This window comes from Micromonospora tulbaghiae, from assembly GCF_900091605.1.
GTDB lineage: Bacteria > Actinomycetota > Actinomycetes > Mycobacteriales > Micromonosporaceae > Micromonospora > Micromonospora tulbaghiae.
This window is the reverse complement of record NZ_FMCQ01000014.1, coordinates 49,517-72,559: the sequence shown is the minus strand read 5'-3', so window position 1 is coordinate 72,559 and position 23,043 is coordinate 49,517. Positions and strand designations below refer to the sequence as shown.

General features: G+C 72.7%; 24 protein-coding genes. 8 read left to right on the top strand and 16 right to left on the bottom strand.

Translation table 11 applies throughout. The features are described from left to right. Positions 1 to 4: 4 nt before the first annotated feature. On the bottom strand, positions 5 to 1,012 hold the full coding sequence (locus GA0070562_RS29475) for a helix-turn-helix transcriptional regulator (protein WP_091428099.1): 1,008 nt from the start codon (positions 1,010 to 1,012) through the stop codon (positions 5 to 7). Continuing rightward, entirely contained in the window at positions 1,009 to 2,007 is a 999-nt protein-coding gene (locus tag GA0070562_RS29470; protein WP_091428097.1) for a helix-turn-helix transcriptional regulator, read from the bottom strand. Before GA0070562_RS29470 ends, GA0070562_RS29475 begins: the two co-directional genes overlap by 4 nt. A gap of 104 nt (positions 2,008 to 2,111) precedes the next feature. Between GA0070562_RS29470 and GA0070562_RS29465 the strand changes: the two genes are divergently transcribed. Both GA0070562_RS29465 and GA0070562_RS29460 read left to right on the top strand, forming a co-directional pair. Beyond that, positions 2,112 to 3,104, top strand: a complete 993-nt coding sequence (locus GA0070562_RS29465) for a cation diffusion facilitator family transporter (RefSeq protein ID WP_091428094.1) — start codon at positions 2,112 to 2,114, stop codon at positions 3,102 to 3,104. Positions 3,105 to 3,148: 44 nt separating this feature from the next. After that, entirely contained in the window at positions 3,149 to 4,234 is a 1,086-nt protein-coding gene (locus GA0070562_RS29460) for a DUF3866 family protein (RefSeq protein ID WP_091428092.1), read from the top strand. A gap of 51 nt (positions 4,235 to 4,285) precedes the next feature. Here GA0070562_RS29460 and GA0070562_RS29455 read toward each other — a convergent pair whose 3' ends face one another. The 8 genes from GA0070562_RS29455 to arc all read right to left on the bottom strand — a co-directional run bounded on the left by GA0070562_RS29455 (position 4,286) and on the right by arc (position 11,748). Next, positions 4,286 to 4,504 carry a hypothetical protein gene (locus GA0070562_RS29455; protein ID WP_091428202.1) on the bottom strand — a complete coding sequence of 73 codons (219 nt, stop codon included), beginning with the start codon at positions 4,502 to 4,504 and terminating at the stop codon, positions 4,286 to 4,288. A 59-nt stretch (positions 4,505 to 4,563) separates the two neighbouring features. After that, a complete protein-coding gene (gene pafA, locus GA0070562_RS29450; protein WP_091428090.1) occupies positions 4,564 to 5,922 on the bottom strand; it encodes a Pup--protein ligase in 1,359 nt (452 codons plus the stop codon). A gap of 146 nt (positions 5,923 to 6,068) precedes the next feature. Continuing rightward, positions 6,069 to 6,902 carry a proteasome subunit alpha gene (gene prcA / locus GA0070562_RS29445; protein ID WP_091428087.1) on the bottom strand — a complete coding sequence of 278 codons (834 nt, stop codon included), beginning with the start codon at positions 6,900 to 6,902 and terminating at the stop codon, positions 6,069 to 6,071. A gap of 54 nt (positions 6,903 to 6,956) precedes the next feature. Beyond that, a complete protein-coding gene (gene prcB, locus GA0070562_RS29440; protein WP_175438919.1) occupies positions 6,957 to 7,796 on the bottom strand; it encodes a proteasome subunit beta in 840 nt (279 codons plus the stop codon). Continuing rightward, positions 7,715 to 7,897: an endonuclease VII domain-containing protein gene (locus tag GA0070562_RS29435; protein ID WP_225853395.1), complete on the bottom strand. Its 183-nt coding sequence runs from the start codon at positions 7,895 to 7,897 to the stop codon at positions 7,715 to 7,717. Before GA0070562_RS29435 ends, prcB begins: the two co-directional genes overlap by 82 nt. 73 nt (positions 7,898 to 7,970) lie before the next feature. Next, positions 7,971 to 8,177 (bottom strand): ubiquitin-like protein Pup, encoded by a 207-nt coding sequence (locus GA0070562_RS29430; protein WP_013286106.1) that lies wholly within the window; start codon positions 8,175 to 8,177, stop codon positions 7,971 to 7,973. A 107-nt stretch (positions 8,178 to 8,284) separates the two neighbouring features. Next, positions 8,285 to 9,802 (bottom strand): depupylase/deamidase Dop, encoded by a 1,518-nt coding sequence (gene dop / locus GA0070562_RS29425; protein WP_091428082.1) that lies wholly within the window; start codon positions 9,800 to 9,802, stop codon positions 8,285 to 8,287. A 164-nt stretch (positions 9,803 to 9,966) separates the two neighbouring features. After that, on the bottom strand, positions 9,967 to 11,748 hold the full coding sequence (gene arc, locus GA0070562_RS29420; protein ID WP_091428079.1) for a proteasome ATPase: 1,782 nt from the start codon (positions 11,746 to 11,748) through the stop codon (positions 9,967 to 9,969). A gap of 177 nt (positions 11,749 to 11,925) precedes the next feature. Here arc and GA0070562_RS29415 point away from each other — a divergent pair, with 177 nt between their 5' ends. After that, positions 11,926 to 12,219 (top strand): ferredoxin, encoded by a 294-nt coding sequence (locus GA0070562_RS29415; protein ID WP_013286103.1) that lies wholly within the window; start codon positions 11,926 to 11,928, stop codon positions 12,217 to 12,219. A gap of 58 nt (positions 12,220 to 12,277) precedes the next feature. Here the strand turns inward: GA0070562_RS29415 and GA0070562_RS29410 are convergent, their stop codons facing one another. The 3 genes from GA0070562_RS29410 to GA0070562_RS29400 all read right to left on the bottom strand — a co-directional run bounded on the left by GA0070562_RS29410 (position 12,278) and on the right by GA0070562_RS29400 (position 15,025). Further along, positions 12,278 to 12,850: a hypothetical protein gene (locus GA0070562_RS29410; RefSeq protein WP_091428199.1), complete on the bottom strand. Its 573-nt coding sequence runs from the start codon at positions 12,848 to 12,850 to the stop codon at positions 12,278 to 12,280. Positions 12,851 to 13,025: 175 nt separating this feature from the next. Then, entirely contained in the window at positions 13,026 to 13,970 is a 945-nt protein-coding gene (locus tag GA0070562_RS29405) for a tRNA (adenine-N1)-methyltransferase (protein WP_091428077.1), read from the bottom strand. Beyond that, positions 13,967 to 15,025: a M50 family metallopeptidase gene (locus GA0070562_RS29400; RefSeq protein ID WP_091428197.1), complete on the bottom strand. Its 1,059-nt coding sequence runs from the start codon at positions 15,023 to 15,025 to the stop codon at positions 13,967 to 13,969. The genes GA0070562_RS29405 and GA0070562_RS29400 overlap by 4 nt, the downstream gene beginning before the upstream one ends. A 215-nt stretch (positions 15,026 to 15,240) precedes the next feature. Between GA0070562_RS29400 and GA0070562_RS29395 the strand changes: the two genes are divergently transcribed. The 4 genes from GA0070562_RS29395 to GA0070562_RS29380 all read left to right on the top strand — a co-directional run bounded on the left by GA0070562_RS29395 (position 15,241) and on the right by GA0070562_RS29380 (position 20,707). Next, on the top strand, positions 15,241 to 16,158 hold the full coding sequence (locus GA0070562_RS29395) for a RecB family exonuclease (protein WP_091428074.1): 918 nt from the start codon (positions 15,241 to 15,243) through the stop codon (positions 16,156 to 16,158). 291 nt (positions 16,159 to 16,449) lie between these two features. After that, positions 16,450 to 17,133: a response regulator gene (locus GA0070562_RS29390; RefSeq protein WP_091428071.1), complete on the top strand. Its 684-nt coding sequence runs from the start codon at positions 16,450 to 16,452 to the stop codon at positions 17,131 to 17,133. Between the two features lie 260 nt (positions 17,134 to 17,393). Beyond that, positions 17,394 to 18,158 (top strand): ABC transporter ATP-binding protein, encoded by a 765-nt coding sequence (locus tag GA0070562_RS29385; protein ID WP_091428068.1) that lies wholly within the window; start codon positions 17,394 to 17,396, stop codon positions 18,156 to 18,158. Further along, positions 18,158 to 20,707, top strand: a complete 2,550-nt coding sequence (locus GA0070562_RS29380; protein WP_091428066.1) for an ABC transporter permease — start codon at positions 18,158 to 18,160, stop codon at positions 20,705 to 20,707. The genes GA0070562_RS29385 and GA0070562_RS29380 overlap by 1 nt, the downstream gene beginning before the upstream one ends. Positions 20,708 to 20,749: 42 nt before the next feature. Here the strand turns inward: GA0070562_RS29380 and GA0070562_RS29375 are convergent, their stop codons facing one another. Further along, entirely contained in the window at positions 20,750 to 21,388 is a 639-nt protein-coding gene (locus tag GA0070562_RS29375; protein WP_091428063.1) for an HAD family hydrolase, read from the bottom strand. Positions 21,389 to 21,503: 115 nt separating this feature from the next. Beyond that, positions 21,504 to 22,244 (bottom strand): neutral zinc metallopeptidase, encoded by a 741-nt coding sequence (locus GA0070562_RS29370; RefSeq protein WP_091428195.1) that lies wholly within the window; start codon positions 22,242 to 22,244, stop codon positions 21,504 to 21,506. A gap of 129 nt (positions 22,245 to 22,373) precedes the next feature. Here GA0070562_RS29370 and GA0070562_RS29365 point away from each other — a divergent pair, with 129 nt between their 5' ends. Then, positions 22,374 to 22,733, top strand: a complete 360-nt coding sequence (locus tag GA0070562_RS29365; RefSeq protein WP_091428061.1) for a hypothetical protein — start codon at positions 22,374 to 22,376, stop codon at positions 22,731 to 22,733. A 9-nt stretch (positions 22,734 to 22,742) separates the two neighbouring features. Here GA0070562_RS29365 and GA0070562_RS29360 read toward each other — a convergent pair whose 3' ends face one another. Beyond that, a complete protein-coding gene (locus GA0070562_RS29360; RefSeq protein WP_091428058.1) occupies positions 22,743 to 22,925 on the bottom strand; it encodes a hypothetical protein in 183 nt (60 codons plus the stop codon). Positions 22,926 to 23,043 lie beyond the last annotated feature (118 nt).

The window sequence follows — 23,043 nt, the reverse complement described above, 5'->3', positions numbered from 1 at the left end:
CAGCCTATCGGGTGCCGCCGACGGCCGCCGGGTCGGCGCTGCCGGCCGGGGTGGCGTACGCGTCGAGCGCGGCCACGGCCTGGGCGCGGACCTGCTCGGCCAGCTCGGCCGGGGCCACCACTGTCACCTCCGGGCCCAGCCCGAGCACGAACCGCCGGGCCCACCCGAGGTCGGTCACGCGCAGCGACACCAGCCACTGCTCGCCGTCGGCCTCGACCCGCTCGCACGGATAATATTCGGTGATCCACCGCTCGCCCCGGCCGATCCGCAGCGTGATCAGCGGCAGGTCGGCCGACGGGCTGAACACGCCGTCGCTGAGATCGTGCGGGCGGGCCTGCGGCGGCACCACCGCCTGCTCCGGCAGCTCGGTCACCGCGTCGATCCGGTCGGCCCGGAACAGCCGCACCCCCTCGGCGCGGCGGCACCACGCCTCCACGTACGCCCGGCCGCCGACCATCAGCATCCGCAGCGGGTCGATGGTGCGTTCGGTGGTCTCGTCCCGGGCCGGGGTGTAGTACGTGATCCGCAGCGCCCGGCCGCGCTCGACGGCGGCGCGCAGCTCGCGTACCCGGGCGGAGTCGCCGGGCAGGCGGACCTCGACGGGGGCGCCGGCCAGGTCACCGGCGGCGTTCTCGATCTTGGCGAGTGCCCGCTCGACCGCCTCCCGGTTGGCTACGCCCGGCGTCTCGGCGATCATCCGCAACGCCACCACCAGCGCCAGCGCCTCGTCCGGGGTGAGCCGCAGCGGGCGGTCGATCCCGGCGTCGTAGGTGATCGTCACCCGGTCACCGTCGAACGCCATGTCGATCAGGTCACCGGGGCCGTAGCCGGGCAGCCCGCACACCCAGAGCAGTTCCAGATCCTCCCGGAGCTGCTTCTCGGTCACCCCGAGGTCGTGCGCCGCCTCGGCGATCTCGATGCCGGGGCGGGCCAGCAGGTAGGGGACCAGGTTGAGCAGCCGGGCCAGCCGGTCGGCGGACGCACGGCCCGCGCGGGACGCCGGGCGGGTCACCGGGCACCCCCCGTCACGGCCAGCTCGTCGTGCCGGGCGGCGACCTCCTTGAGCCGCTGGATGACCGCCTCCCGTACCTCCGGTGGCTCCAGCACGCGGACGTCCGGGCCGTACCCGACGATCTGGCCGGCCAGGTAGTCGGCGTCGGCGTACGGCAGCACCAGCCGGTCGCCGTCGGGGCCGGCCTGGCACTCGACGGCCCAGCGGCGCAGCCCGGCGGCACGGCCCGGCGTGGCCAGGACCGTGGCCCGGCCGGTGCGCTCCACCGGCCCGGACCAGCGGGCCACGTGGCTGATCAGGTCGACACCGGCGGGCGGCTCGTAGGCGCCCGGCTCGCCGGTCGCCCGGACGGTGCCCACCACCCGGGACAGCCGGAAGCAGCGGGTCGCCGCACGGTCCAGGTCGTGGCCGACGACGTACCACCGGCCGCGCCAGCAGACCACGCCCCACGGCTGCACCCGGCGGCGGGTGGGCGCGTCGCGGTCCGGCACGCGGTAGTCGAAGCTCACCTCGCGCCGGTCCCGCGCGGCGGCGGTGAGCGGCGCGAACGCCGGGTCGACAGTGACCATCGGCTCCAGGCCCAGCGTGGCCTGCGGGTCGACGTCGATGCCGGCGGCGCGCAGCTTCGCCAGCCCGGACGACGCGGCGGCGGCCAGCCCGGCGTGCTGCCACAGCCGGGCGGCGATGCCCACGGCGGCGGCCTCGTCCGGTTCGAGCGGGATGTCGGGCAACGCGTACGCGCGCGGCGCGATCCGGTAGCCCGGCTCGGCGTCGAAGACGCTCGCCGTGCCGGTCTCCAGCGGCACGCCCAGCTCACGCAGCTCGGCCTTGTCGCGCTCGAACTTGCGCTGGAACGCCTCGTGGTCCTTGGGGTCGTCCGGGTCGTGCTCGTAGCCGGGCACGGTCGCGGCGATCTGCGCGGCGGTCAGGAAGCGTCGCGTCGACAGCAGGCAGATCACCAGGTTGACCAGGCGTTCGGTACGGGTCCGGGACACGCCCAAACGCTAGCAGCCCGCGCGTCCGGCGCGGGCACCCGCGCGGCGCGGCGCGGGGGTCTTCCCACCCGGCGGCGGGCATCGACCGGTCATAGGGTGATCGCATGGCGGAACCGGAGGTCAAGACCGAGAGCGTCGGCACCGTCGTGGTGGCCGGCGCGGCGAACCTCGCCATCGCCGTCGCCAAGCTGGTCGCCGGCCTGATCTCGGGCTCCGCGGCGATGCTCTCCGAGGCCGCCCACTCGCTCGCCGACACCACCACCGAGGTGCTGCTCTACCTGGCGCTGCGCCGCGGCGCGCGGCCCGCCGACACCCGGCACCCCTTCGGGTACGGCAAGGAGAGCTACGTCTGGGCGTTCCTCGCCGCGCTGTTCACCTTCGTCGCCGGGGCGGGCTTCGCCATCACGCACGGCGTGACCACCATCCTGGTGCACGAGCACAGCGGCGAGTACCTCGTCGCGTACGTGGTGCTGGCGGTCTCCTTCGCGATCGAGTCGGTGTCGCTGGCCCGGGCGGTCCGGCAGGTGCGCGGCGAGTCGCGCCGCTGGGGCACCACCCCGCGCCGCTACCTGCGCCTGACCGCCGACACCACGGTCAAGGCGGTCTTCCTGGAGGACAGCGCCGCGCTGATCGGCCTGCTGATCGCCGCCGGCGGGCTCACCCTGTCGCACCTGACCGGCGACGAACTGTACGACGGGATCGCCTCGATCCTCATCGGCGTGCTGCTGCTGGTGGTCGCCGCCGTCCTGGCCCGCAGCAACATCTCGCTGCTGGTCGGCCGCTCGGTGTCCGACCGGCTGCACCGGCGCATCGAGCGGGAACTGGCGGCGGTGCCGACGGTGGACCGCGTCGACACGCTGATGACCATGTTCCTCGGCCCGGACGACATCCTCGTCGCCGCCAAGGTCGACTTTCGCGACGACGCCACCGGCGCCGACATCGAGGCCGCCGCCGACGAGGCCGAACGCCGGCTCACCGGGCACTTCCCGGAGATCGCGTACGTCTTCCTCGACCCCACCCGGTCCCGGTCGCCCGGCCGGACCGCCCGCACCACACAGGACGAGGCGGGCCGCCCGGTCGACGACCGGAACCCCTGACCCGCCCGGGGCCCGTCCCGGCAGCGGCCGATAGCGTGCACCGCATGGTGCGATGGCGGTCCGGCACGGTCACGGCGGTACGGCGACGGTGGGCCGGCGCTGTCGAACTCGACGTCGACCTGCCCGACGGCGCCCGGATGCGCGCCCTGGCCTACCCGGCCCTGGTCGGCGAGCCGGAGCCCGGCGACCGGGTGCTGCTCAACGCCGGCGCGCTGCTGATGGGCCTCGGCACCGGCGGCTACGCGCTGGTCGTGGCGCTGCCCGACCGGCTGCCGCCGGACCCGCCGCAGGCCGGCGACAGCCGCGACGCCGGGCACCTGGTCAAGGCCCGCTACACGCCGCTGCAACCGATCCTGCTCGGCGTGGACGAGGAGGCGTCGCCGCACCACGACCGGCTCGCCGCCGCCGACTCGGTCGACGGCATGCCGGTGGTCCTCGCCGACCTGCACTCCGCGCTGCCGGCGATCCTGGCCGGCGTCCGCGCCGACGCGCCCGACGCCCGGGTGGCGTACGTGCTGACCGACGGCGGCGCGCTGCCGGCCTGGTTCTCCCGCACCCTGGCCGGCCTGTCCGGGCACCTCGTGGGCACCGTCAGCGTGGGCCAGGCGTTCGGCGGCGACCTGGAGGCCAGCACCCTGCACAGCGGCCTGCTCGCCGCGCGGCACGTGCTCGACGCGGACCTGACGATCGTCGCCCAGGGGCCGGGCAACCTCGGCACCGGCACCCGCTGGGGCTTCTCCGGCGTGGCCGTCGGCGAGGCGGTGAACGCGGTCGCCACGCTGGGCGGGCGCCCGGTCGGGTCGCTGCGCATCTCCGACGCCGACGCCCGCCCCCGGCACCGTGGCGTCTCCCACCACAGCCTGACCGCGTACGGCCGGGTGGCGCTGGCCCCCGCGGAGCTGGTCGTGCCGGACGGCCTACCCCCCGGCCTGGCGGTGGAGGTCGCCGCGGCGCTGGCGCCGCTGGCCGACCGGCACACGGTCGTCACGGTGCCCACCGACGGCCTCGACGCGGCGCTGCGGGCCACCCCGGTCGGCCTGTCCACGATGGGCCGGGGCCTGGACGCCGACCACGCCTACTTCCTGGCCGCGGCCGCCGCCGGCCGGTACGCGGCCGGCCTACTGGGTTGATCGGGACCGGCGGCGGCCCACTGCCGGGCCGGGTGGCGTCCGGCGCGGCGCTCAGCCGAGGAACAGGATGAGCCCGAGCCAGGCGCCCACGATCAGCACAAGCGCCACTGCCAGCACCCAGGTCGGCACCGTGTAGTCGCCGCGCCTGTTGCGTTCGACCTCGGCGCGGATCTTCTCCCGCCGGCGGTCGATCCAGTTGAGCTTCTCGGTGCCGTCACGGCCCGCCGACGTCTCGCGGCCGGAACCACCGGCGGATTCGGAAGTGTTCATCGCGACGCCAGCGTACCCGTGGACGGGCGGCCGGTGCCGGGCACCGGCCGCCCGCACGGTCACATGCTGGCGATCAGCCGTTCCACCCGCTCGTCGTAGGCCCGGAACGGGTCCTTGCACAGCACCGTGCGCTGCGCCTGGTCGTTCAGCTTCAGGTGCACCCAGTCCACGGTGAAGTCCCGCCGCTTCTCCTGGGCGTGGCGGATGAACTCGCCACGCAGCCGCGCCCGGGTCGTCTGCGGCGGCGTCTCCTTCGCCTCGAAGATCTCCGGGTCGGTGGCCACCCGGTCGACCTCGCGACGGCGCTCCAGCAGCCCGTACAGGCCGCGCCCGCGCCGCAGGTCGTGGTAGGCCAGGTCCATCTGCGCCACCCGCGGGTGCGACAGCGGCAGGTCGTGCTTGCGCTGGTAACGCTCGATCAGCTTCAGCTTGGTGATCCAGTCGATCTCGCGGGCCACCGGGTCCAGGTCGCCGGTCTCGACCGCGCGCAGCACCCGGCCCCACAGGTCGACCACCCGCTTCGCGGTCTGGTCGCCGCCCCGGCGCTCCACGAACTCCGTCGCCTTGGCGAGGTATTCCTGCTGGATCTCCAGCGCCGAGACCTCCTTGCCGGAGGCCAGCCGCACCTTGCGCCGGCCGGTGATGTCGTGCGACACCTCACGGATGGCCCGGATCGGGTTCTCCAGCGTCAGGTCGCGCATCACCACGCCGGCCTCGATCATCCGCAGCACGATGTCGGCGGTGCCGACCTTCAGCAGCGTGGTGACCTCGTTCATGTTCGAGTCGCCGACGATCACGTGCAACCGGCGGTAGCGCTCGGCGTCCGCGTGCGGCTCGTCCCGGGTGTTGATGATCGGACGGCTGCGGGTGGTCGCCGAGGAGACGCCCTCCCAGATGTGCTCGGCCCGCTGGGACAGGCAGTAGACCGCGCCGCGCGGCGTCTGCAGCACCTTGCCCGCGCCGCAGATCAGCTGCCGGGTGACCAGGAACGGGATGAGCACGTCGGCGAGCCGGCCGAACTCGCCGTGCCGGGACACCAGGTAGTTCTCGTGGCAGCCGTACGAGTTGCCGGCCGAGTCGGTGTTGTTCTTGAACAGGTAGATCTCGCCCGCGATGCCCTCGTCGTGCAGCCGCTTCTCCGCGTCGATGAGCAGCCCCTCCAGGATCCGCTCACCGGCCCGGTCGTGTGCCACCAGGTCGGTCACCGAGTCGCACTCCGGGGTCGCGTACTCCGGGTGCGAGCCCACGTCCAGATAGAGGCGGGCACCGTTGCGCAGGAACACGTTGCTCGACCGGCCCCACGACACCACCCGCCGGAACAGGTACCGCGCGACCTCGTCGGGGGACAGTCGACGTTGCCCGCGATAGGTGCAGGTGACGCCGTACTCGGTTTCGAGGCCGAAGATTCGCCGCTCCATGATGAGACACTAGCCGCCCGGAGCCTCCGATGGGCAGCGCCGACGCTCGCCGCTTGCGATCTCCCCCGCGCGGACCGGCGAGGTGCGGCATCCGTACGCGAAAGACCCCGCCACCTCGACGAGGTGGCGGGGTCCGTGAACGCGCGTCACTCGGTGGGCTTGTCCTCCGCGTTGCCCTCCAGGTCGGCCGAACCCGCCGACGTGGTCGGCTTCTTCGCCTCCTCCGTCGGCATGGTCGGCGTCTTCGCCCGGCCCGGCGCCGGGGCGACGTCCCCCTCGGCCTCGCCGTCCAGCAGCGCGGTCAGCGCCGCGCCGGTCACCCGCCGGAAGGTACGCCCCACCCGGCGCCGATCCAGGACCGCCACCTCGAGCTGGTTCGCGGCGATCGTGCGGGCCGCCCCGCCCTCGCCGCCGACGCTGCTCAGCGCCTTCATGGCGGCGCGGACCGCCTCCGACAGCGACATCTCCGGCCGGTGCTCGTTCTTCAGCACCCCGCTGATCGCCTCGGCCTGGCCGCCCATCGCCATCCGGCCCGGCTCGTCGTTCACCGAACCGTCGTAGGTCACCCGGTAGAGGGAGTCGTCCTCGGGCGCGGCGCCCACCTCGGCCACGCAGATCTCCACCTCGAACGGCTTCGACTGCTCCGTGAAGATCGCGCCGAGCGTCTGCGCGTACGCGTTCGCCAGCGCCAGGCCGTTCACGTCCCGCCGGTCGTAGCTGAGGCCGTTGAGGTCGGCCATCCGCACACCCGCGCGCCGCAGGTTCTCGAACTCGTTGTACCGGCCGACAGCGGCGAAGCCGATCCGGTCGTAGATCTCGCTGACCTTGTGCAGCGTGCTGGACAGGTTCTCGGCGACGAAGAGCACCCCGCCCGCGTAGCTCAGGACCACCGCGCTGCGGCCCCGGGCGATGCCCTTGCGGGCCAGCTCGGAGCGGTCGCGCATGATCTGCTCGGGCGAGGCGTAGAACTGCATGGCCACGGCGGCGGTTCTCCTTCTGCGGGGCTGCTGACTCGGTGGACGGTGGGAGCGGCCTCAGCCGCCGGGGTTCTCCATCCGGCCGGACACCACGCTCTCCGCGATCGCCGCCGTCTCGGCGTCGGTGAGCCGGTGGGTGCCCTCGGCGGTAGCGGTCATCACGACCGGGTAGATCCGCCGGGTCAGGTCGGGGCCACCGGTGGCGGTGTCGTCGTCCGCCGCGTCGTAGAGCGCCTCGACCGCCAGCCGCGTCGCGTCCCCGACCGACAGGCCGGCCCGGAACCGCTTCTTCAGCGCGGACTTGGCGAACAGCGAACCGGAGCCGATGGCGTCGTAACCGGTCTCCTCGTACGGGCCGCCGGTCACGTCGAAGCTGAAGATCCGCCCGGCCCGAGCCGGGTCGCTCGCGGCCAGGTCGAAGCCGGCGAACAGCGGGATCACGGCGAGGCCCTGCATGGCCGCGCCCAGGTTGCCGCGAATCATCGACGCCAGCCGGTTGGCCTTGCCGTCGAGCGAGAGCATCGCGCCCTCGATCTTCTCGTAGTGCTCGAGCTCCACCTGGAACAGTCGCATCAGCTCTATGCCGATGCCGGCGGTGCCCGCGATGCCGACGAGCGAGTACGCGTCGGCCGGGTGCACCTTCTCGATGTCGCGCTGGGCGATCAGGTTGCCCATCGTGGCGCGCCGGTCGCCGGCCATGACCACGCCGCCGGCGGCCGAGATGGCCACGATCGTGGTCGCGTGCGGCGCCATGTCGGCGGCCATGCCGGGCGGCAGCGGCCGCCGGCCGGGCAGCATCTCGGGGGCCACCTTGCTCAGGAACGCTGTGAAGGAGGACGTCCCCGCGTTGGTGAACACATCTGGAAGACGCCCGGATGGATCAAAACCCGCTGCCACGTGGTTCCTCTCAGGTACGTGATCGCCCCGGCCGGCCCCACGGGAGTGTCCCGGGACCGGCCAAGACCACCGTTGCAGTTGAAGCAGATTATCCCGCGCACCCGTCCGGTGCGATCATCGTGGTGCCGGCGGTTGACCTGTCCTTCGCCCTGGCGAACGAAACGGACATATGCCCTATTGTCCGCCCTTTTGTACGTAGCCCCTCACGAATTCCTCGGCGTTCTCCTCCAGGACGGAGTCGATCTCGTCGAGCAGGTCGTCCACGTCCTCGGTGATCTCGGCGTGCCGCTCAGCCACCTCGGGGTTGGCCTCCGCGGTGACCTCCTCGACCTCCTCGCGGGACTTGCCGGACTGGGTCTGCCCACCCTCTTGCGTCGCCATGGTGGTGCCTCCTCCACGATCGCCTGCGATCAACTTACCTCGCGGGAGCGACGAAAGGCCCGTCGCGTGCCCGTTTCCGGCACCCGGCGGGCCTTCCGGCATCGGGGTCACCCGCCGGTGAGCGTCTCCAGCAGATCCTTGGCGCTCTCGCAGCGGTCGAACAGCTCGCCGACGTGCGCGCGGGTGCCCCGCTCGGGCTCCATCATCGGCACCCGGACCAGCGACTCCCGGCCCACGTCGAAGATGACCGAGTCCCAGCTCGCGGCGACCACCTCGGAGGCGTACCGGTCCAGGCAGCGGCCCCGGAAGTAGGCCCGGGTGTCCTCCGGCGGCTCGGTCATCGCGGTGCGGGTCTGCTCGTCGGTGAGCAGCGTCTTCATCGAGCCGCGCTGCACCAGGCGGTGGTACAGGCCCTTCTCCGGCCGCACGTCGGAGTACTGGAGGTCGACCAGCTGCAGCTTGTGCGAGCCCCAGGCCAGCTTCTCCCGCTCCCGGTAGCCCTCCAGGAGCCGCAGCTTGGCCACCCAGTCCAGCTCGTCGGCGCACTCGAACGCGTCCCGGCCGAGCCGGTCCAGCACGCTCTCCCAGCGGCGCAGCACGTCGGCGGTCTGCGCGTCCACGTCCTGGCCGTAGCGGTCGTCCACGAAGGAGCCGACCCTCTCCAGGTACGCCCACTGCACGTCCAGCGCGGTCAGCTTGCGGCCGTCGCGCATGCGCATCAGGTGCTTGAGCGACGGGTCGTGGCTGACCGCGCGCAGCTCGGCCACCGGGTCGGCGATGCCCAGGTCCGCGCCGAGCGCCTTCTCCTCGATCATGCCGAGGATCAGCGAGGTGGTGCCGACCTTGAGGAACGTGGAGATCTCGGAGAGGTTCGCGTCGCCGATGATGACGTGCAGCCGGCGGTACTTGTCGGCGTCGGCGTGCGGCTCGTCACGGGTGTTGATGATGGGCCGTTTGAGCGTCGTCTCCAGTCCCACCTCGACCTCGAAGAAGTCGGCCCGCTGGGAGATCTGGAAACCGCTCTGGCCGCCGTCCTGGCCGATGCCGACCCGCCCGGCGCCGCAGACGATCTGCCGGGTGACGAAGAACGGCGTCAGGTACGCCACGATGTCGGCGAACGGCGTCTGCCGGCGCATCAGGTAGTTCTCGTGCGCGCCGTAGCTGGCGCCCTTGTTGTCGGTGTTGTTCTTGTACAGGTGGATCGGGTGGGTGCCCGGGATGGTCGCGGCCCGCCGGGCCGCCTCGGCCATCACCCGCTCCCCCGCCTTGTCCCACCGCACCACGTCCAGCGGGTTGGTCACCTCGGGCGTGGAGTACTCCGGGTGCGCGTGGTCGACGTAGAGGCGGGCGCCGTTGGTGAGTATGACGTTGGCGAGCCCGAGATCCTCGTCGGCGAGCGCCTCGGCCGGGTCGTACGCGGCGCCGGAGTAGGTGAACCCGCGCGCGTCGCGCAGTGGCGACTCCTCCTCGTAGTCCCAGCGGGCCCGGCCGCCCCGGTTGAGTTCCGGCCGTGCTCCGTAGGCGTTGACCACCTGGGAGGAGGTGACCATCGGGTTGGCTCCGGCCTGACCGGGCACGGAGATGCCGTACTCGACCTCGGTGCCCATGATCCGTCTAACGCTCATCGACCTGCCCGCTCCGCTCGCCGTCCCGGTCCCCGTCACGTCGAGCGTAGTCGGCGTGACGCGCCGAGGGGGCGTGGCGGCAGCGCCGGTCCGGTGTGGCGGCCCACCCGGATACGCGCGAAGGCCCGTGGCGCGTACGCCACGGGCCTTCGTCGAGGGTCGGACTAGAGGTATTGGCCGGTGTTGCTGGCGGTCTCGATGGACCGTCCGGCCTCGGCGCCCTTGCCGCCGGAGACGAGCGTGCGGATGTAGACGATCCGCTCGCCCTTCTTGCCGGAGATGCGGGCCCAGTCGTCGGGGTTCGTGGTGTTGGGCAGGTCCTCGTTCTCGCGGAACTCGTCGACGCAGGCGTCGAGCAGGTGCTGCAGGCGCAGCCCCTTGCGGCCGGAGGTGAGGAACTCCTTGATGGCCATCTTCTTGCCCCGGTCGACGATGTTCTGGATCATCGCGCCGGAGTTGAAGTCCTTGAAGTAGAGGACTTCCTTGTCGCCGTTGGCGTAGGTGACCTCGAGGAAGCGGTTCTCCTCGGTCTCGGAGTACATCCGCAGGACCACCGCGTCGATCATCGCCGCGACGGTGGCCTGGGCGTCTCCGCCGTGTTCGGCCAGGTCGTCGGCGTGCAGCGGCAGGCCGGCGAGGATGTACTTGGAGAAGATGTCCTTCGCCGCCTCGGCGTCCGGCCGCTCGATCTTGATCTTCACGTCGAGCCGGCCCGGACGCAGGATCGCCGGGTCGATCATGTCTTCCCGGTTGGAGGCGCCGATGACGATGACGTTCTCCAGGCCCTCGACGCCGTCGATCTCGCTGAGCAGCTGCGGGACGATGGTGTTCTCCACGTCGGAGGAGACGCCGGAGCCGCGGGTGCGGAACACCGAGTCCATCTCGTCGAAGAACACGATCACCGGAGTGCCCTCGCCGGCCTTCTCCCGCGCCCGCTGGAAGATCAGCCGGATGTGCCGCTCGGTCTCGCCGACGTACTTGTTGAGCAGCTCGGGGCCCTTGATGTTGAGGAAGAAGCTGGTGTGCCGGTCCTTCCCCTCCCGCTCGGCGATCTTCTTGGCCAGCGAGTTGGCCACCGCCTTGGCGATCAGCGTCTTGCCGCAGCCGGGCGGGCCGTAGAGCAGGATGCCCTTCGGCGGCCGGAGCTGGTGCTCGCGGAACAGGTCGGAGTGCAGGAACGGCAGCTCCACCGCGTCGCGGATCTGCTCGATCTGTGCCTGGAGGCCACCGATGTCCTCGTAGTTGACGTCGGGCACCTCCTCCAGGACCAGCTCCTCGACCTCGCTCTTCGGGATCCGCTCGTACGCGTACGCCGAACGGGGCTCGATCATGAGCGAGTCGCCGGCCCGGATCGCGCTGCCGATCAGGGTCTCGGCGAGGTGCACGATGCGCTCCTCGTCGGAGTGCGACACCACGAGTGCCCGGTCACCCGGAGCGCCCTCGGGGCCCGCCAGGATCTCCTTGAGCATCACCACCTCGCCGACCCGCTCGTAGCCGAACGCGTCGACGATGTTGAGCGCGTCGTTGAGCAGGACCTCCTGGCCACGGCGCAGCTCGTCGACCTCGAGCGAGGGCGAGACGGCCACCCGGAGCTTGCGCCCGCCGGTGAACACGTCCACCGTGCCGTCGTCGTGCTTGGCCAGGAAGACGCCGTAGCCACTCGGCGGCTGGGCGAGACGGTCGATCTCCTCCTTGAGCGTCACGATCTGCGCGCGAGCCTCCTTGAGGGTGCTCACGAGCCGTTCGTTGTTCTCGGTCAGCCGCGCCAACTGTGCCTGGGTGGCCGCCAGCCGCTCTTCGAGCTGCCGGACGTGTCGAGGGCTTTCGGTCAACTTGCGCCGCACCAGAGCGAGTTCCTCTTGCAGGAACGCGACCTGCGTGGAGAGATCGTGGGCTTCCTTTTCCCACCGTGCGGCGCGCGAGTCCGCGTCGTCGCTGCGTGCCACGTCCCACCTCCCCGGGGGGCTTGAACGTTCTGACCTAACACTAGCCGCTATGAGCCCGATTCGGTCCACAGCAACGCGCTCGTCACCGAAGCTTGATCGCGAAGGGCTGGTCGCGGGGCGGGTACGGGCGTTCGGGTACCGTCGGAGTGTGGGACGGGAGAACATGGGGGGTGCTTCGTGACCGACGTCGCGACCGACCAGTTGCAGGTCTGGGTCGATCAGGATCTCTGCACCGGTGACGGGCTCTGCGTGCAGTACGCGCCGGAGGTCTTCGAGTTCGACGTCGACGGCCTGGCGTACGTCAAGGGCCCGGACGGCGAGCTGCGGCAGGCCCCCGGCGCCCGGGTGGACGTGCCGGAGCACCTGCGCCTCGAGGTGATCGACTCGGCGAAGGAGTGCCCGGGCGAGTGCATCCACGTCGTGCGCGGCAGCGACGGCGTCGAGGTGGCCGGCCCGGAGGCCGAGGACTGAGGCGGAGACGGACACGACGGGCCGGGGACACACGTTCCCGGCCCGTCGTGCGTCCGCCTCAGAGCAGGGGCCGGCCGACGACCGAGGCGACCAGCCGGGCGAACTCCTCCAGCCGGGCGATCTGTCCCGCCCCGCCGTCGTCGAGGGTCTTGCCGAAGCGCAGCGCGTCGTGCCGGGGCGCGCCCATCGCCTCGTCGCTGGGCGGCGCCTCGTCCAGCGAGCTGAGCAGCAGGTACACGTCGATGCTGTCGACGCGCACAGTGCCGTTGTCGGCGCGCATGAGCCGCCGCCGGCAGCCGACCTCGGTGACGGTGGACAGCGGCACCACGCGCAGCGAGGAGGTCATCGCGCCGGGTGGCCCCTCCCCCGGCGGCACGTCCTCGCCGTGCCAGAGCACCAGCCGGCTGCCGTCGCAGACGACGACCTCCTGCCACACCCCGTTCACCTCGTTGACGAAGCGCTCCAGCGTGAAGCCGAGCACCGACGCGCCGCGCAGCACGCCGTCGAGCGCCTCCAGCGCGATGTCCGGGTCGCGCAGGTACGCCCGGGCGGCCGACTCCAGGTCGGTGTAGGGCGACCAGTCCGGGAAGACGGCCGGCAGGTCGCCGTTGCCGTAGCCGGGGTTGCTCACGCCGCCTCCCGCCGGCCCGCGCCGCGGCGCCGCCATCGGTTTCGGTCACCGGCACGGGCGCGCCGCCCGATGCGCGCCCCGATCCGCTCGCTCATGCCACCGTCTCCACCCGCTCAGGTGTCGTCCCCACCGGCACACATGATCCGCCCGTACGCACGCGCCCGCGCGGCGGGGGTCAGGACTGCTCCGGCTCCTCCGCCGCGCGGGCCGCGGCGGCGGCGCGCAGGGCGTCGCGGCGCTGCGCGTACGCCTCGGCGCCCTTGCTGGGCTTGCGCCGGCGCGGCGGCGCGGTGACGCCGGGGGCGAGCTTGCGGGCGGACACCAGGAACGCGGTGTGGGCGATCATCCGGTGGTCCGGGCGGACCGCCAGCCCTTCGGCGTGCCAGTCGCGCACCAGCGACTCCCAGGCGCGCGGCTCGGTCCACCCGCCGCGCTCGCGCAGCGCCTCGACCAGTTCGGACAGCTGCGGTGTGGTGGCCACGTAGCCGATCAGCACGCCGCCGGGCACGAGCGCCCGTTCGACCATGTCGAGCATCTCCCACGGGGTGAGCATGTCGAGGATGATCCGGTCGAAACCGGTCTCGGCGCAGTCGGCGACGTCGCCGACGTGCAGCCGCCAGGCCGGGTGCGGGCCGTTGAAGAACGCCTCGACGTTGCGGCGGGCGATCTGGGCGAAGTCGTCGCGCAGCTCGAACGAGTGCAGCTCACCCTCGGTCCCGACGGCCCGCAGCAGCGAGCAGGACAGCGCGCCGGATCCGGCGCCGGCCTCCAGCACCTTGGCGCCGGGGAAGATGTCGCCCATGGCGACGATCTGTGCCGAGTCCTTCGGGTAGATCACCTGGGCGCCGCGCGGCATGGACAGGACGTAGTCCGACAGCAGCGGCCGCAGCGCCAGGAACGCGGTGCCGCCGCCGGCGGTGGTGACCACGCTGCCGTCGGGCAGGCCGATCAGGGTGTCGTGCTTGAGGATCCCGCGGTGGGTGTGGAACTCCTTGCCGGGCTCCAGCGTCACGGTGTGCATCCGGCCCTTCGGGTCGGTCAGCTGGACCCGGTCGCCCGGCCGGAACGGCCCGCGGTGGACCGGGGGCAACGCCGGGACGGTGGAGATCTCTGCGGTCACGTGTTCGTCTTCCGTTCGGGTTCCAGGAGCTGGGCGAGATCCGCGATGTGCAGCACGCCGACCACATCTTCGCCTGCCGTCACGACGTACTGCGCGCCCGGGTGGGTGCGCACCGTCTCCAGCACGCGCTCGCCGTCCGCCCCGAGCGGCAGGGCTGGCACGGCGGACAGGTCGCGAGCCACCTCGTCCACCGCGACCCACGGCCTCCGTTCCGGGGGTACGGCGGCGACGCGGGCCGGGTCGACAAGGGCGACGGTACGGCCGGCCGAGTCGACCACGCCGAGCGCGGCCTCGGGGGTGCCCGTCTCGTCGCGGCGGCGCTGCGCCTCGGCCAGCGGCGTGCCGGCGGGCACGGGCAGCACCGGGCGGGCCAGCCGGGCCAGGTCGACCAGGTGCAGCCGGCGGCCGATGCGCGCCATCCGGATCGACTGGCCGGCGCCGCGCCACAGCGTCAGCGCGACGAGCAGCAGCAGCGGCAGGGCCAGCGGGGCGAGCGCCCGGCGCATGGTGAGCACCACGACCAGCGCCACCGTGCCCAGCGCGACGGCCCGGCCCACCCAGCCGGCCACCTCGGTGCCGCGGTGCCGGTCGCGGGTGAGCGCCCACACCGCGGCGCGCAGTGCCCGGCCTCCGTCCAGCGGCAGGCCGGGCAGGCTGTTGAAGATCGCCACCACCACGTTGCTGACCGCGAGCTGGAAGGCGAGCTGGTGGCCGAGCGTGCCGGCGGGCAGGGCGAGGGTGGCGGCGACCGCGCCGGCGCCGAGCAGGGCGGAGACGGCCGGGCCGGCCAGGGAGATCAGCAGCTCGACCCGGGGGCTGGGAGCGTCGCGGTCCATCTCGGTGTAGCCACCGAGCAGTTCCAGCGTGATCCCCCGCACACCGATGCCGTACCGGCGGGCGGTCAGCGCGTGGCCCAGCTCGTGCAGCAGCACGGAGCCGAGCAGCGAGACCACGAAGCCCAGGCCGACCAGGTAGCCGCCGAGCGGGCCGAGGTCGAGCTGGCGGCGGGCCAGCGCCGCGTACAGCACGGTGACCACGACGGTGAGCAGAAGCATCGAGGCGTCGACGCGCAGCGGCACGCCGAGGACCCGGCCGAGGCTGAGCCCCCGCCGGCGGGGGCCTCGGCTCCGCTGCTGCACCGGCCCGATGCTACGTGAGCTGAGCTTCGGCGAGCCCCGCAGCCGTGGTGGACCGAGGGCGCCGCGGTTGCGGATCATGCTTCGGTGCGGCGACGCCGGCCCTGTCACACGCGTGCCCTAACCTTCCGGGCATGACGGCGGAACCGATGATCGACAGTCACGGCGACCAGACGGCGGCACCGGCGCCGGTCACCGTGCGGGCCTCGTTGTCGCCGTCGCGGGCGGCCGACTTCAAGACCTGCCCGCTGCTCTACCGGTTCCGCAGCATCGACCGGCTGCCCGAGCGGCCGACCGTCGAGCAGGCCCGGGGCACGCTCGTGCACGCCGTGCTGGAGCGGCTGTTCGACCTGCCGGCCGCCGCGCGCACCCCGGAGTCGGCCGGTGACCTGGTCGCCCCGCAGTGGGACCGCCTGGTCACCGAGGAGCCGGAGCTGGCCACGCTGTTCGCCGACGGCGACGCCGTCGGGCCGCAGGAGTTCCTGCGGTCGGCGACGGCGCTGCTGGACGGCTACTTCGCGGTGGAGGACCCACGCCGGCTGGAGCCGGCCGAGCGCGAGGCGCTGATCTCCGCGGTGGTCGACGACGAGCTGCTCATCCGGGGTTACCTCGACCGGCTCGACGTCGCGCCGGACGGCGCGCTGCGGGTGGTCGACTACAAGACCGGTGGGGCGCCGCGGGAGGCGTTCGAGGCGCGGGCGCTGTTCCAGCTCAAGTTCTACGCCCTGGTGCTGTGGCGCACCCGGGGTGTGGTGCCGCGCGTGCTGCGCCTGCTCTACCTCAAGGACGCCGAGGTCTGCGACTACGCGCCGGACGCCGAGGAGCTGGTGCGTTTCGAGCGCACGGTGGTGGCGCTGTGGCGGGCGATCGAGCAGGCCACCGCCCGGCAGGACTTCCGTCCCCGGCCGAGCCGGCTGTGCGACTGGTGCAACCACCAGGCGCTGTGCCCGAGCTACGGCGGGACGCCGCCGCCGTTCCCGGTGACCGCCGCCGCACCCGACCCGCTGGTGGACGCCCGCTCCCGCCCGGCAACCCCCGGCGCAGACGAGTAACCCCCGCCCACCCCACACCCGCAGCACTGCGGCACGGACGCGGCGATCATGAAGTTGGCTGCCTCGGGAAGCGCTTTCCCGCCAGCCAACTTCATGATCGCCGGGCGATGAGGCGACCGGGGCGGCGCGGGCGAGGCGGGGTGCGGCCATCCTGCGGGAACGGGGCGGCCTGGTCGGGGTGCGGGCGGCCGGTGCCCTCTACCGTGGGTGCGGCTGGCCGGTCCCACGCCGGGTGGGCGCGGGTGGGCGCCGGCGCCGGCCGGACCGCCGCCCGGACGACGAGGGGGACGCATGACCGAGGGCGCCGTGTCCCGGCCGGTGCGGGTCCTGCTCGCCGACGACCAGCCGCTGCTGCGTACCGGATTCCGGATGGTGCTCGGCGCGGAGGACGACCTCGACGTGGTGGGTGAGGCCGGCGACGGCGTGGAGGCGGTGGAGCTGTCCCGGCGGCTGCTGCCCGACGTGGTGCTGATGGACATCCGGATGCCGCGCCTGGACGGGGTGGCCGCCACCCGGGCGATCGTGTCGGCCCGGCTGCCGGTACGCGTACTCGTGCTCACCACGTTCGCGCAGGACGACCACGTCGTCGGGGCGCTGCGGGCCGGGGCGAGCGGCTTCCTGACCAAGGACGTGCCGGCCGAGGACCTCGTGGCCGCGATCCGCACGGTGGCCGCCGGGGGCGCGGTGATGTCCCCGCGCGTCCTGCGCCGGCTGCTGGACCGCTTCGCCCAGGTGCTGCCGGACCCGGCCGCCGCGCCGGCGCGGGCGCTGGAACCGCTGACCGACCGGGAGCGCGAGGTGCTCACCCACATGGCGCGCGGACTGTCCAACGCGGAGATCGCCCGGGTGCTGTCGGTCAGCGAGACGACTGTGAAAACCCATGTCGGGCATGTGCTCACGAAGCTACGGTTGCGCGACCGGGTGCAGGCGGTCGTGCTCGCGTACGAGACGGGCCTGGTCCGTCCCGGCGGCTGAGGTGGCGCGGGTCACCTACCGTGACCAGCGGCGGGGCTGATGTGTTGACCATCACGCCAGGTGAGGCCCTAACGTCGGCGTCGCCTTCCGGTCAGGGGTCACCCTGAGCCCGGATGGGGGTCGACCCTCACCGGAAGATCGGCACGGATTCCACCCCAGGTCTGAGGGCTTTCGGGCTCGCGACCCCGAGGATGGATTCCGCCGCACCGGCCAGCGGGGGCGGTGCGGCATGAGAGCGACATACGGAAGAGGTAGATGACGTGACCGCGACGGTAGGCCGAGAGCAGGCCGCGGCCCGGGCGAACGATGTGTGGAAGGTGTACGGCAGCGGCGAGGCGCAGGTCGCCGCGCTGCGGGGGGTCAGCGCCGAGTTCGAACGCGGCCGGTTCACCGCGATCATGGGGCCGTCGGGCTCCGGGAAGTCCACACTGATGCACTGCCTCGCGGGTCTGGACACGGTGACCAAGGGCACCGTGATGATCGGCGACACGACGGTGACCGGTCTCAACGACGCGGGCCTGACGAAGCTGCGCCGGGACAAGGTGGGCTTCATCTTCCAGCAGTTCAACCTGCTGCCGACGCTCACCGCGCAGGAGAACATCCTGCTGCCTTTGTCGATCGCCGGGCGCAAGCCCGACCCGGCCTGGTACGACACGGTGATCGACACGGTCGGGCTGCGGGATCGGCTCGGGCACCGCCCGGCGCAGCTCTCCGGCGGCCAGCAGCAGCGCGTGGCGTGCGCCCGGGCGCTCGTGGCGCGCCCCGAGGTGATCTTCGCGGACGAGCCGACGGGCAACCTGGACTCCCGCTCCGGCGCCGAGGTGCTCAAGTTCCTGCGCAACTCGGTACGCGAGCACGGCCAGACCATCGTGATGGTCACGCACGACCCGACCGCCGCCGCGTACGCCGACCGGGTGGTCTTCCTCGCCGACGGGCAGATCGTCTCGGAGCTGATCGAGCCGACCGCCGAGACGGTGCTGGACACGATGAAGAAGCTGGACGCCCCGGTCGAGGTGGGCAACTGATGCTGCGGGCAACGCTCAAGAGCCTGCTGGCGCGCAAGCTGCGCCTGCTGCTGTCCGGCCTGGCGGTGGTGCTCGGCGTCATGTTCGTCTCCGGCGCGTTCGTGCTCACCGACACGCTCGGGCGGTCCTTCGACGCGGTCTTCGCCGACGCGTACGCCGAGGTCGACGTGAGCGTCGAGGCGAAGCCGAAGATCGACGTCTCGACCGCGGAGGGCATGCCGCTGAGCACCCCGATGCCGGCGTCGGTGCTCGACCGGATCAAGGCGGTGCCCGGCGTCGCCGACGCCGAGGGCGTGGTGGCTGCCGACGGCGCCCGCATGATCGGCAGCAACGGCAAGGTGGTCACCTCGTTCGGCCCGCCGCAGCTGGGCCAGAACTGGCTCGGTGAGAGCGACCTGGTGGAGATCCGCGAGGGCCGCGCGCCGCAGGCCGACGACGAGATCGTGATCAACACCGCGCTGGCCGAGGCGGGCAAGGTCAAGGTCGGCGACCGGGTCGGCGTGCTGACGCTGGCCCCGAAGAAGGAGTTCACGCTCGTCGGCGTGTTCGGCTACAGCGGCGGCCGGGACTCGATCGGTGGCGCCAACGAGGTCTACTTCACCACCCCGGTGGCGCAGCAGCTGATGCTGGGCAAGCCGGACGTGTTCAGCAACGTCAGCGTCCAGGCCGCCGACGGCACCACGCCGGAGGCGCTGCGCGACGAGGTGGCCCGCACGCTTGGCGCCGACTACCAGGTCAAGACCGGCGAGCAGCTCGCCGCCGACGCCTCGGCCGGCCTCAAGGAAGGGCTGTCGTTCTTCAACAAGATCCTCCTCGGGTTCGCCGCGGTGGCGCTGCTGGTCGGCACGTTCCTGATCCTCAACACGTTCTCGATCATCGTGGCCCAGCGCACCCGTGAGCTGGCCCTGATGCGGGCGATCGGGGCCAGCGGCAAGCAGGTCATCGGCTCGGTGGTGCTGGAGGCGCTCGCGGTCGGCCTGATCGCCTCGGTGCTGGGGCTCGCCGCCGGCATCGGCGTGGGCGCGCTGCTGGCGTACCTGTTCGGTCAGCTCGCCGGAGGTCTCACCCTGGCCGGGCTGGGCGTGCCGGCCTCGGCGGTGATCGGCGCGTTCGCGGTCGGCATGCTGATCACGGTGATCGCCGCGCTGCTGCCGGCGCTGCGCGCCTCGCGCATCCCGCCGATCGCCGCGATGCAGGACGTCGCCACGCCGGACCGGCCGCTCACCAAGGTCACCATCGGCGGCGCGGTGGTCACCGGCATCGGCGCGGTGCTGCTCTTCCTCGGTCTCGGCGGGCACGCCGGCGACAGCACCCTGGCGACCATCCTCGGCGGCGTGCTGTTCGCGTTCATCGGGGTGGCGCTGCTGACGCCGATCATCAGCCGGCCGGTGGTCTCGCTGCTGGGCGCGATGTTCTCCTGGTCGGTGCCGGGCAAGCTGGGCCGGCTCAACTCGGGCCGCAACCCGCGCCGCACCGCGATCACCGCCGCCGCCCTGATGGTGGGCATCGCCCTGGTCACCGGCGTGACGGTGATCCTGGACTCGGCCAAGGGCAGCATCGGCAAGCTGGCCGAGGACACCATCAAGGCGGAGCTGGTGATCTCCGGGTCCACCACCGGGCCGCGCCCGGCGAGCTTCGACCCGGCGGTGCTGGAGAAGGCCGCCGCGATCCCGGGCGTGCAGCTGGTCTCCGGTGAGTACGGCGACATGGCGGTGGTCGGCGGTGAGCGGACCTGGGTGGCCGTGTCGAGCAACGTGGCCGCGCTCCAGCAGATCTTCGGGGCGAAGGCCACCGCCGGTGACATCAGCCGGCTGGCGCCGGATCAGATGCTGGTCAGCTCGGACACCGCGAAGGCACGCAACCTCGCCGTCGGCTCGACGGTGCCGGTGCAGCTGTCCCGCGGCGAGGCCCGCACCTACACGGTCAGCGGCATCTACGAAAGCTCGCAGCTGACCAACCCGGTGACGCTGCCGCCGCAGGCCGCGGCGGACTTCAGCATCCCGCAGCCGATCCAGGGCTTCCTCCAGCTCGCCCCCGGCACGTCGGTGGGCGCCGTGCAGCCGCAGGTCGAGCGACTGCTGGCGGACAGCCCCGAGGTGTCGGTGGCCGACCGGGCCGCGTTCATCGAGCAGCAGACCGGTCAGCTGGACTCCCTGCTCCAGATGATCCAGATCCTGCTGGCGCTGGCCATCGTGATCGCGGTGCTGGGCATCATCAACACGCTCGCGCTGTCGGTGCTGGAACGAACCAGGGAGCTGGGCCTGCTGCGGGCGATCGGCCTGCGCCGCGCCCAGACCATGCGCATGATCACGGTCGAGGCGGTGGTGATCTCCATCTTCGGCGCGCTGCTCGGCGTGGTGGTCGGCGCCGGTCTCGGCGCGGCGGTGGTCGAGGCGCTCAAGGACGAGGGCATCACCGACCTGATCCTGCCCTGGGGTCAGATGGTGACGTTCCTGATCCTGGCCGCGATCATCGGTGTGGTCGCCGCGGTGCTGCCGGCGATCCGCGCCGCGCGGATCAACGTCCTGGGCGCCATCGCCCACGACTGACGCAACCAGAAAGGGCCCCTCTCGTCGAGAGGGGCCCTTTCGCTATCGGTTGAGCAGCGCCGCGAGCAGCTCCAGGTCCGCCGCGGTCAGGCTCTCCACCTGGTGTACGCCGTCGGCGGGCGCCAGCGGCACCTCGGCCGGCACGGCCAGCACCGCCGCCCCGGCGGCGAGCGCGCTCGCCACGCCGGTCGGTGAGTCCTCGATCGCCACGCACCGCTCGACCGGCACGCCCAGCAGACGCGCGGCGGTCAGGTACGGCTCCGGGTGCGGCTTGGCCGCGTCCACCTCGTCGCCGCAGACCACCGCGTCGAAGCTGTCCCGGCCCAGCGTGTCCAGGGCCACCTCGACCAGGGACCGGCCGCTGGAGGTGACCAGCGCGGTGGGGATGCCGGCCTCCCGTACCGCGCGCAGCAACGCCAGCGCGCCGGGACGCCACTGCAGCCCGGTGCGGAACAGCTCCAGGATCCGGGCGCTGATCCAGTCGGAGCTGGCCTGCACGTCCCGCTCCGGCTGGCCCAGGTCGTCGTGCACGATCCGCATCGCGTCGGCCATCCCGGTGCCGACGATCGCGCGGCGGGCGTCCTCGGACAGGACACCGCCGTACACGGCGGCCAGTTCCTGCAACGCGACGTCCCACAGTTTCTCGCTGTCGACCAGGGTGCCGTCCATGTCGAAGAGCACGGCGGCGGGGTGTGGGCTGCTCAGCGGGGGCCTCCTTCGGTACGCGTACCCCGCCGATCCTGCCAGTCGCGTCCGGTGCGCCCGTCACCGTCCCCGATCGGGGTGACCCGCGGCATCACCCGAGGCCGCAGGCGCCGAGCGACTTCTCGTACCCGCGGAAGAACGAGTCGCTGCGCTGCTCGGCGGTGCCGTGCGAGCCCTCGGCGAACCACGGCTGGTCGGGGTCGTCGCCGACCGCGAGCAGCCCCTCCCGGAACTCCTCCAGGTCGCCGTCCTCCAGCTCCAGCGCCCCGGAACGCACGCTGTCCCCGAGGTACGCCCCGGCCATGCAGTCGGCCTGCAGCTCCTGCTGGATGGTGAAGTTGTAGCGGATGCCCAGCCGCACCTGCATGCCGTGGGCGTACTCGTGGCCGAGCAGGTAGAACAGGAACGCGTCGCCGATCTGCCGGAACGCCGCCACCGACCAGTTCACGTCGTAGGCGATGAAGTCACCGGCCGAGCAGTACACCGCGTTGTTGCGCGGCAGCCCCTGCCCGGCGCAGGCCACCTCGCCCTCGCGGCTGTAGGGCACCACCCGCCGGATCGGGGTGAACCGCTGACCGGAGGCACGGAACTGCTCCGCCCAGTAGCGTTCGGCCAGCCGGACCGCGTCCTGGATGTCCTGCTTGAACTCGGCCACGCTCGTCGTGCCGTCCGCCCGGGTGGTCTGCGACTCCGGCTGCGCGCTGCGCGGGGGTGCGGGCTGCTGCGGTTCGCCCTGGTCGTAGCCGCCGGCCATGCAGCCGGCCGCCACCAGCGCGGCCACCACCAGCCCGGCGATCGGCCCGCGCCCCTGACGTCCCGCCCTGTCCCCCACCATGACCTCCCGGTTGTCGCACCCGTGTCCCGGAGCAGTACCCCCGGCGGACGCCGGTGATGCTCACCGGCTCACACGCACGGCCGCCGGGAAACGTTCACCGGCCACGGGAGCGGTACGGTCGGCGTCGTGGAGCCGCCGTACGCGGGAATCGTCTACTGGCGACGCAGCCTCTGGAACGGCATGCGCTGCGTGCCGGTGCTGCTGACGCTGGACGAGGACCGGCTGCGCGCCTGCGACCGGCACGGCGCGGAGGTGTTCGCCGCCCTCGCCGGCCGGGTCGAGGCCCGGGGAACGATCTTCGGCACGATGCTGCTCACCGTCGACGGCCGCCGGTACGCGCTGGTCGGCGACGGCGCCACGGTCTCACCGGCGCCGAGCGCGGAGCAACGGCGGCGGCTGGCGGAGTCCACGTCCCACGCCGAGCCTGTTCCCGACCTCGCGTCGTGGTGGGAGCCGCTGGCGCGGGCCGGTGTGACGGTGCGCTGACCGGCGCGGTCAGTCCAGGCCGCGCATGATGTGCGGCTCGCCGTCGTCGTCGCCGAAGCAGCGGTGCAGCACCTGGGCGCGCGCCCACAGGTCCAGGCTGCTCGGCGGTCCGACCGGGCCCGTGCCGGCGGGCCTGGTGGTCAGCACGGGAGCCGGTTCCGGCGGGACCTGCGACGTCACCTCGTCGGTCATGTCCGCCCCTTTCGTCGTACCCATGCTCGTCCGCGGGCGTTTCCGCCACGTCAACTCCGACGGCGCGGGCATGGACGCGGCGCGCCTGACCCACGCCGGCCCGTACTCCGGTGACGGT

Excerpts from the sequence above, each read along its gene's own strand:
- GA0070562_RS29360 (WP_091428058.1), bottom strand. The coding sequence starts at position 22,925 with ATGACCGACGAGGTGACGTCGCAGGTCCCGCCGGAACCGGCTCCCGTG.
- GA0070562_RS29400 (WP_091428197.1), bottom strand. The coding sequence starts at position 15,025 with ATGCTTCTGCTCACCGTCGTGGTCACCGTGCTGTACGCGGCGCTGGCC.
- GA0070562_RS29455 (WP_091428202.1), bottom strand. The coding sequence starts at position 4,504 with ATGAACACTTCCGAATCCGCCGGTGGTTCCGGCCGCGAGACGTCGGCG.
- GA0070562_RS29430 (WP_013286106.1), bottom strand. The coding sequence starts at position 8,177 with ATGGCGACGCAAGAGGGTGGGCAGACCCAGTCCGGCAAGTCCCGCGAG.
- GA0070562_RS29465 (WP_091428094.1), top strand. The coding sequence starts at position 2,112 with ATGGCGGAACCGGAGGTCAAGACCGAGAGCGTCGGCACCGTCGTGGTG.
- GA0070562_RS29460 (WP_091428092.1), top strand. The coding sequence starts at position 3,149 with ATGGTGCGATGGCGGTCCGGCACGGTCACGGCGGTACGGCGACGGTGG.
- GA0070562_RS29395 (WP_091428074.1), top strand. The coding sequence starts at position 15,241 with ATGACGGCGGAACCGATGATCGACAGTCACGGCGACCAGACGGCGGCA.
- GA0070562_RS29380 (WP_091428066.1), top strand. The coding sequence starts at position 18,158 with ATGCTGCGGGCAACGCTCAAGAGCCTGCTGGCGCGCAAGCTGCGCCTG.
- GA0070562_RS29390 (WP_091428071.1), top strand. The coding sequence starts at position 16,450 with ATGACCGAGGGCGCCGTGTCCCGGCCGGTGCGGGTCCTGCTCGCCGAC.
- dop (WP_091428082.1), bottom strand. The coding sequence starts at position 9,802 with ATGAGCGTTAGACGGATCATGGGCACCGAGGTCGAGTACGGCATCTCC.
- pafA (WP_091428090.1), bottom strand. The coding sequence starts at position 5,922 with ATGGAGCGGCGAATCTTCGGCCTCGAAACCGAGTACGGCGTCACCTGC.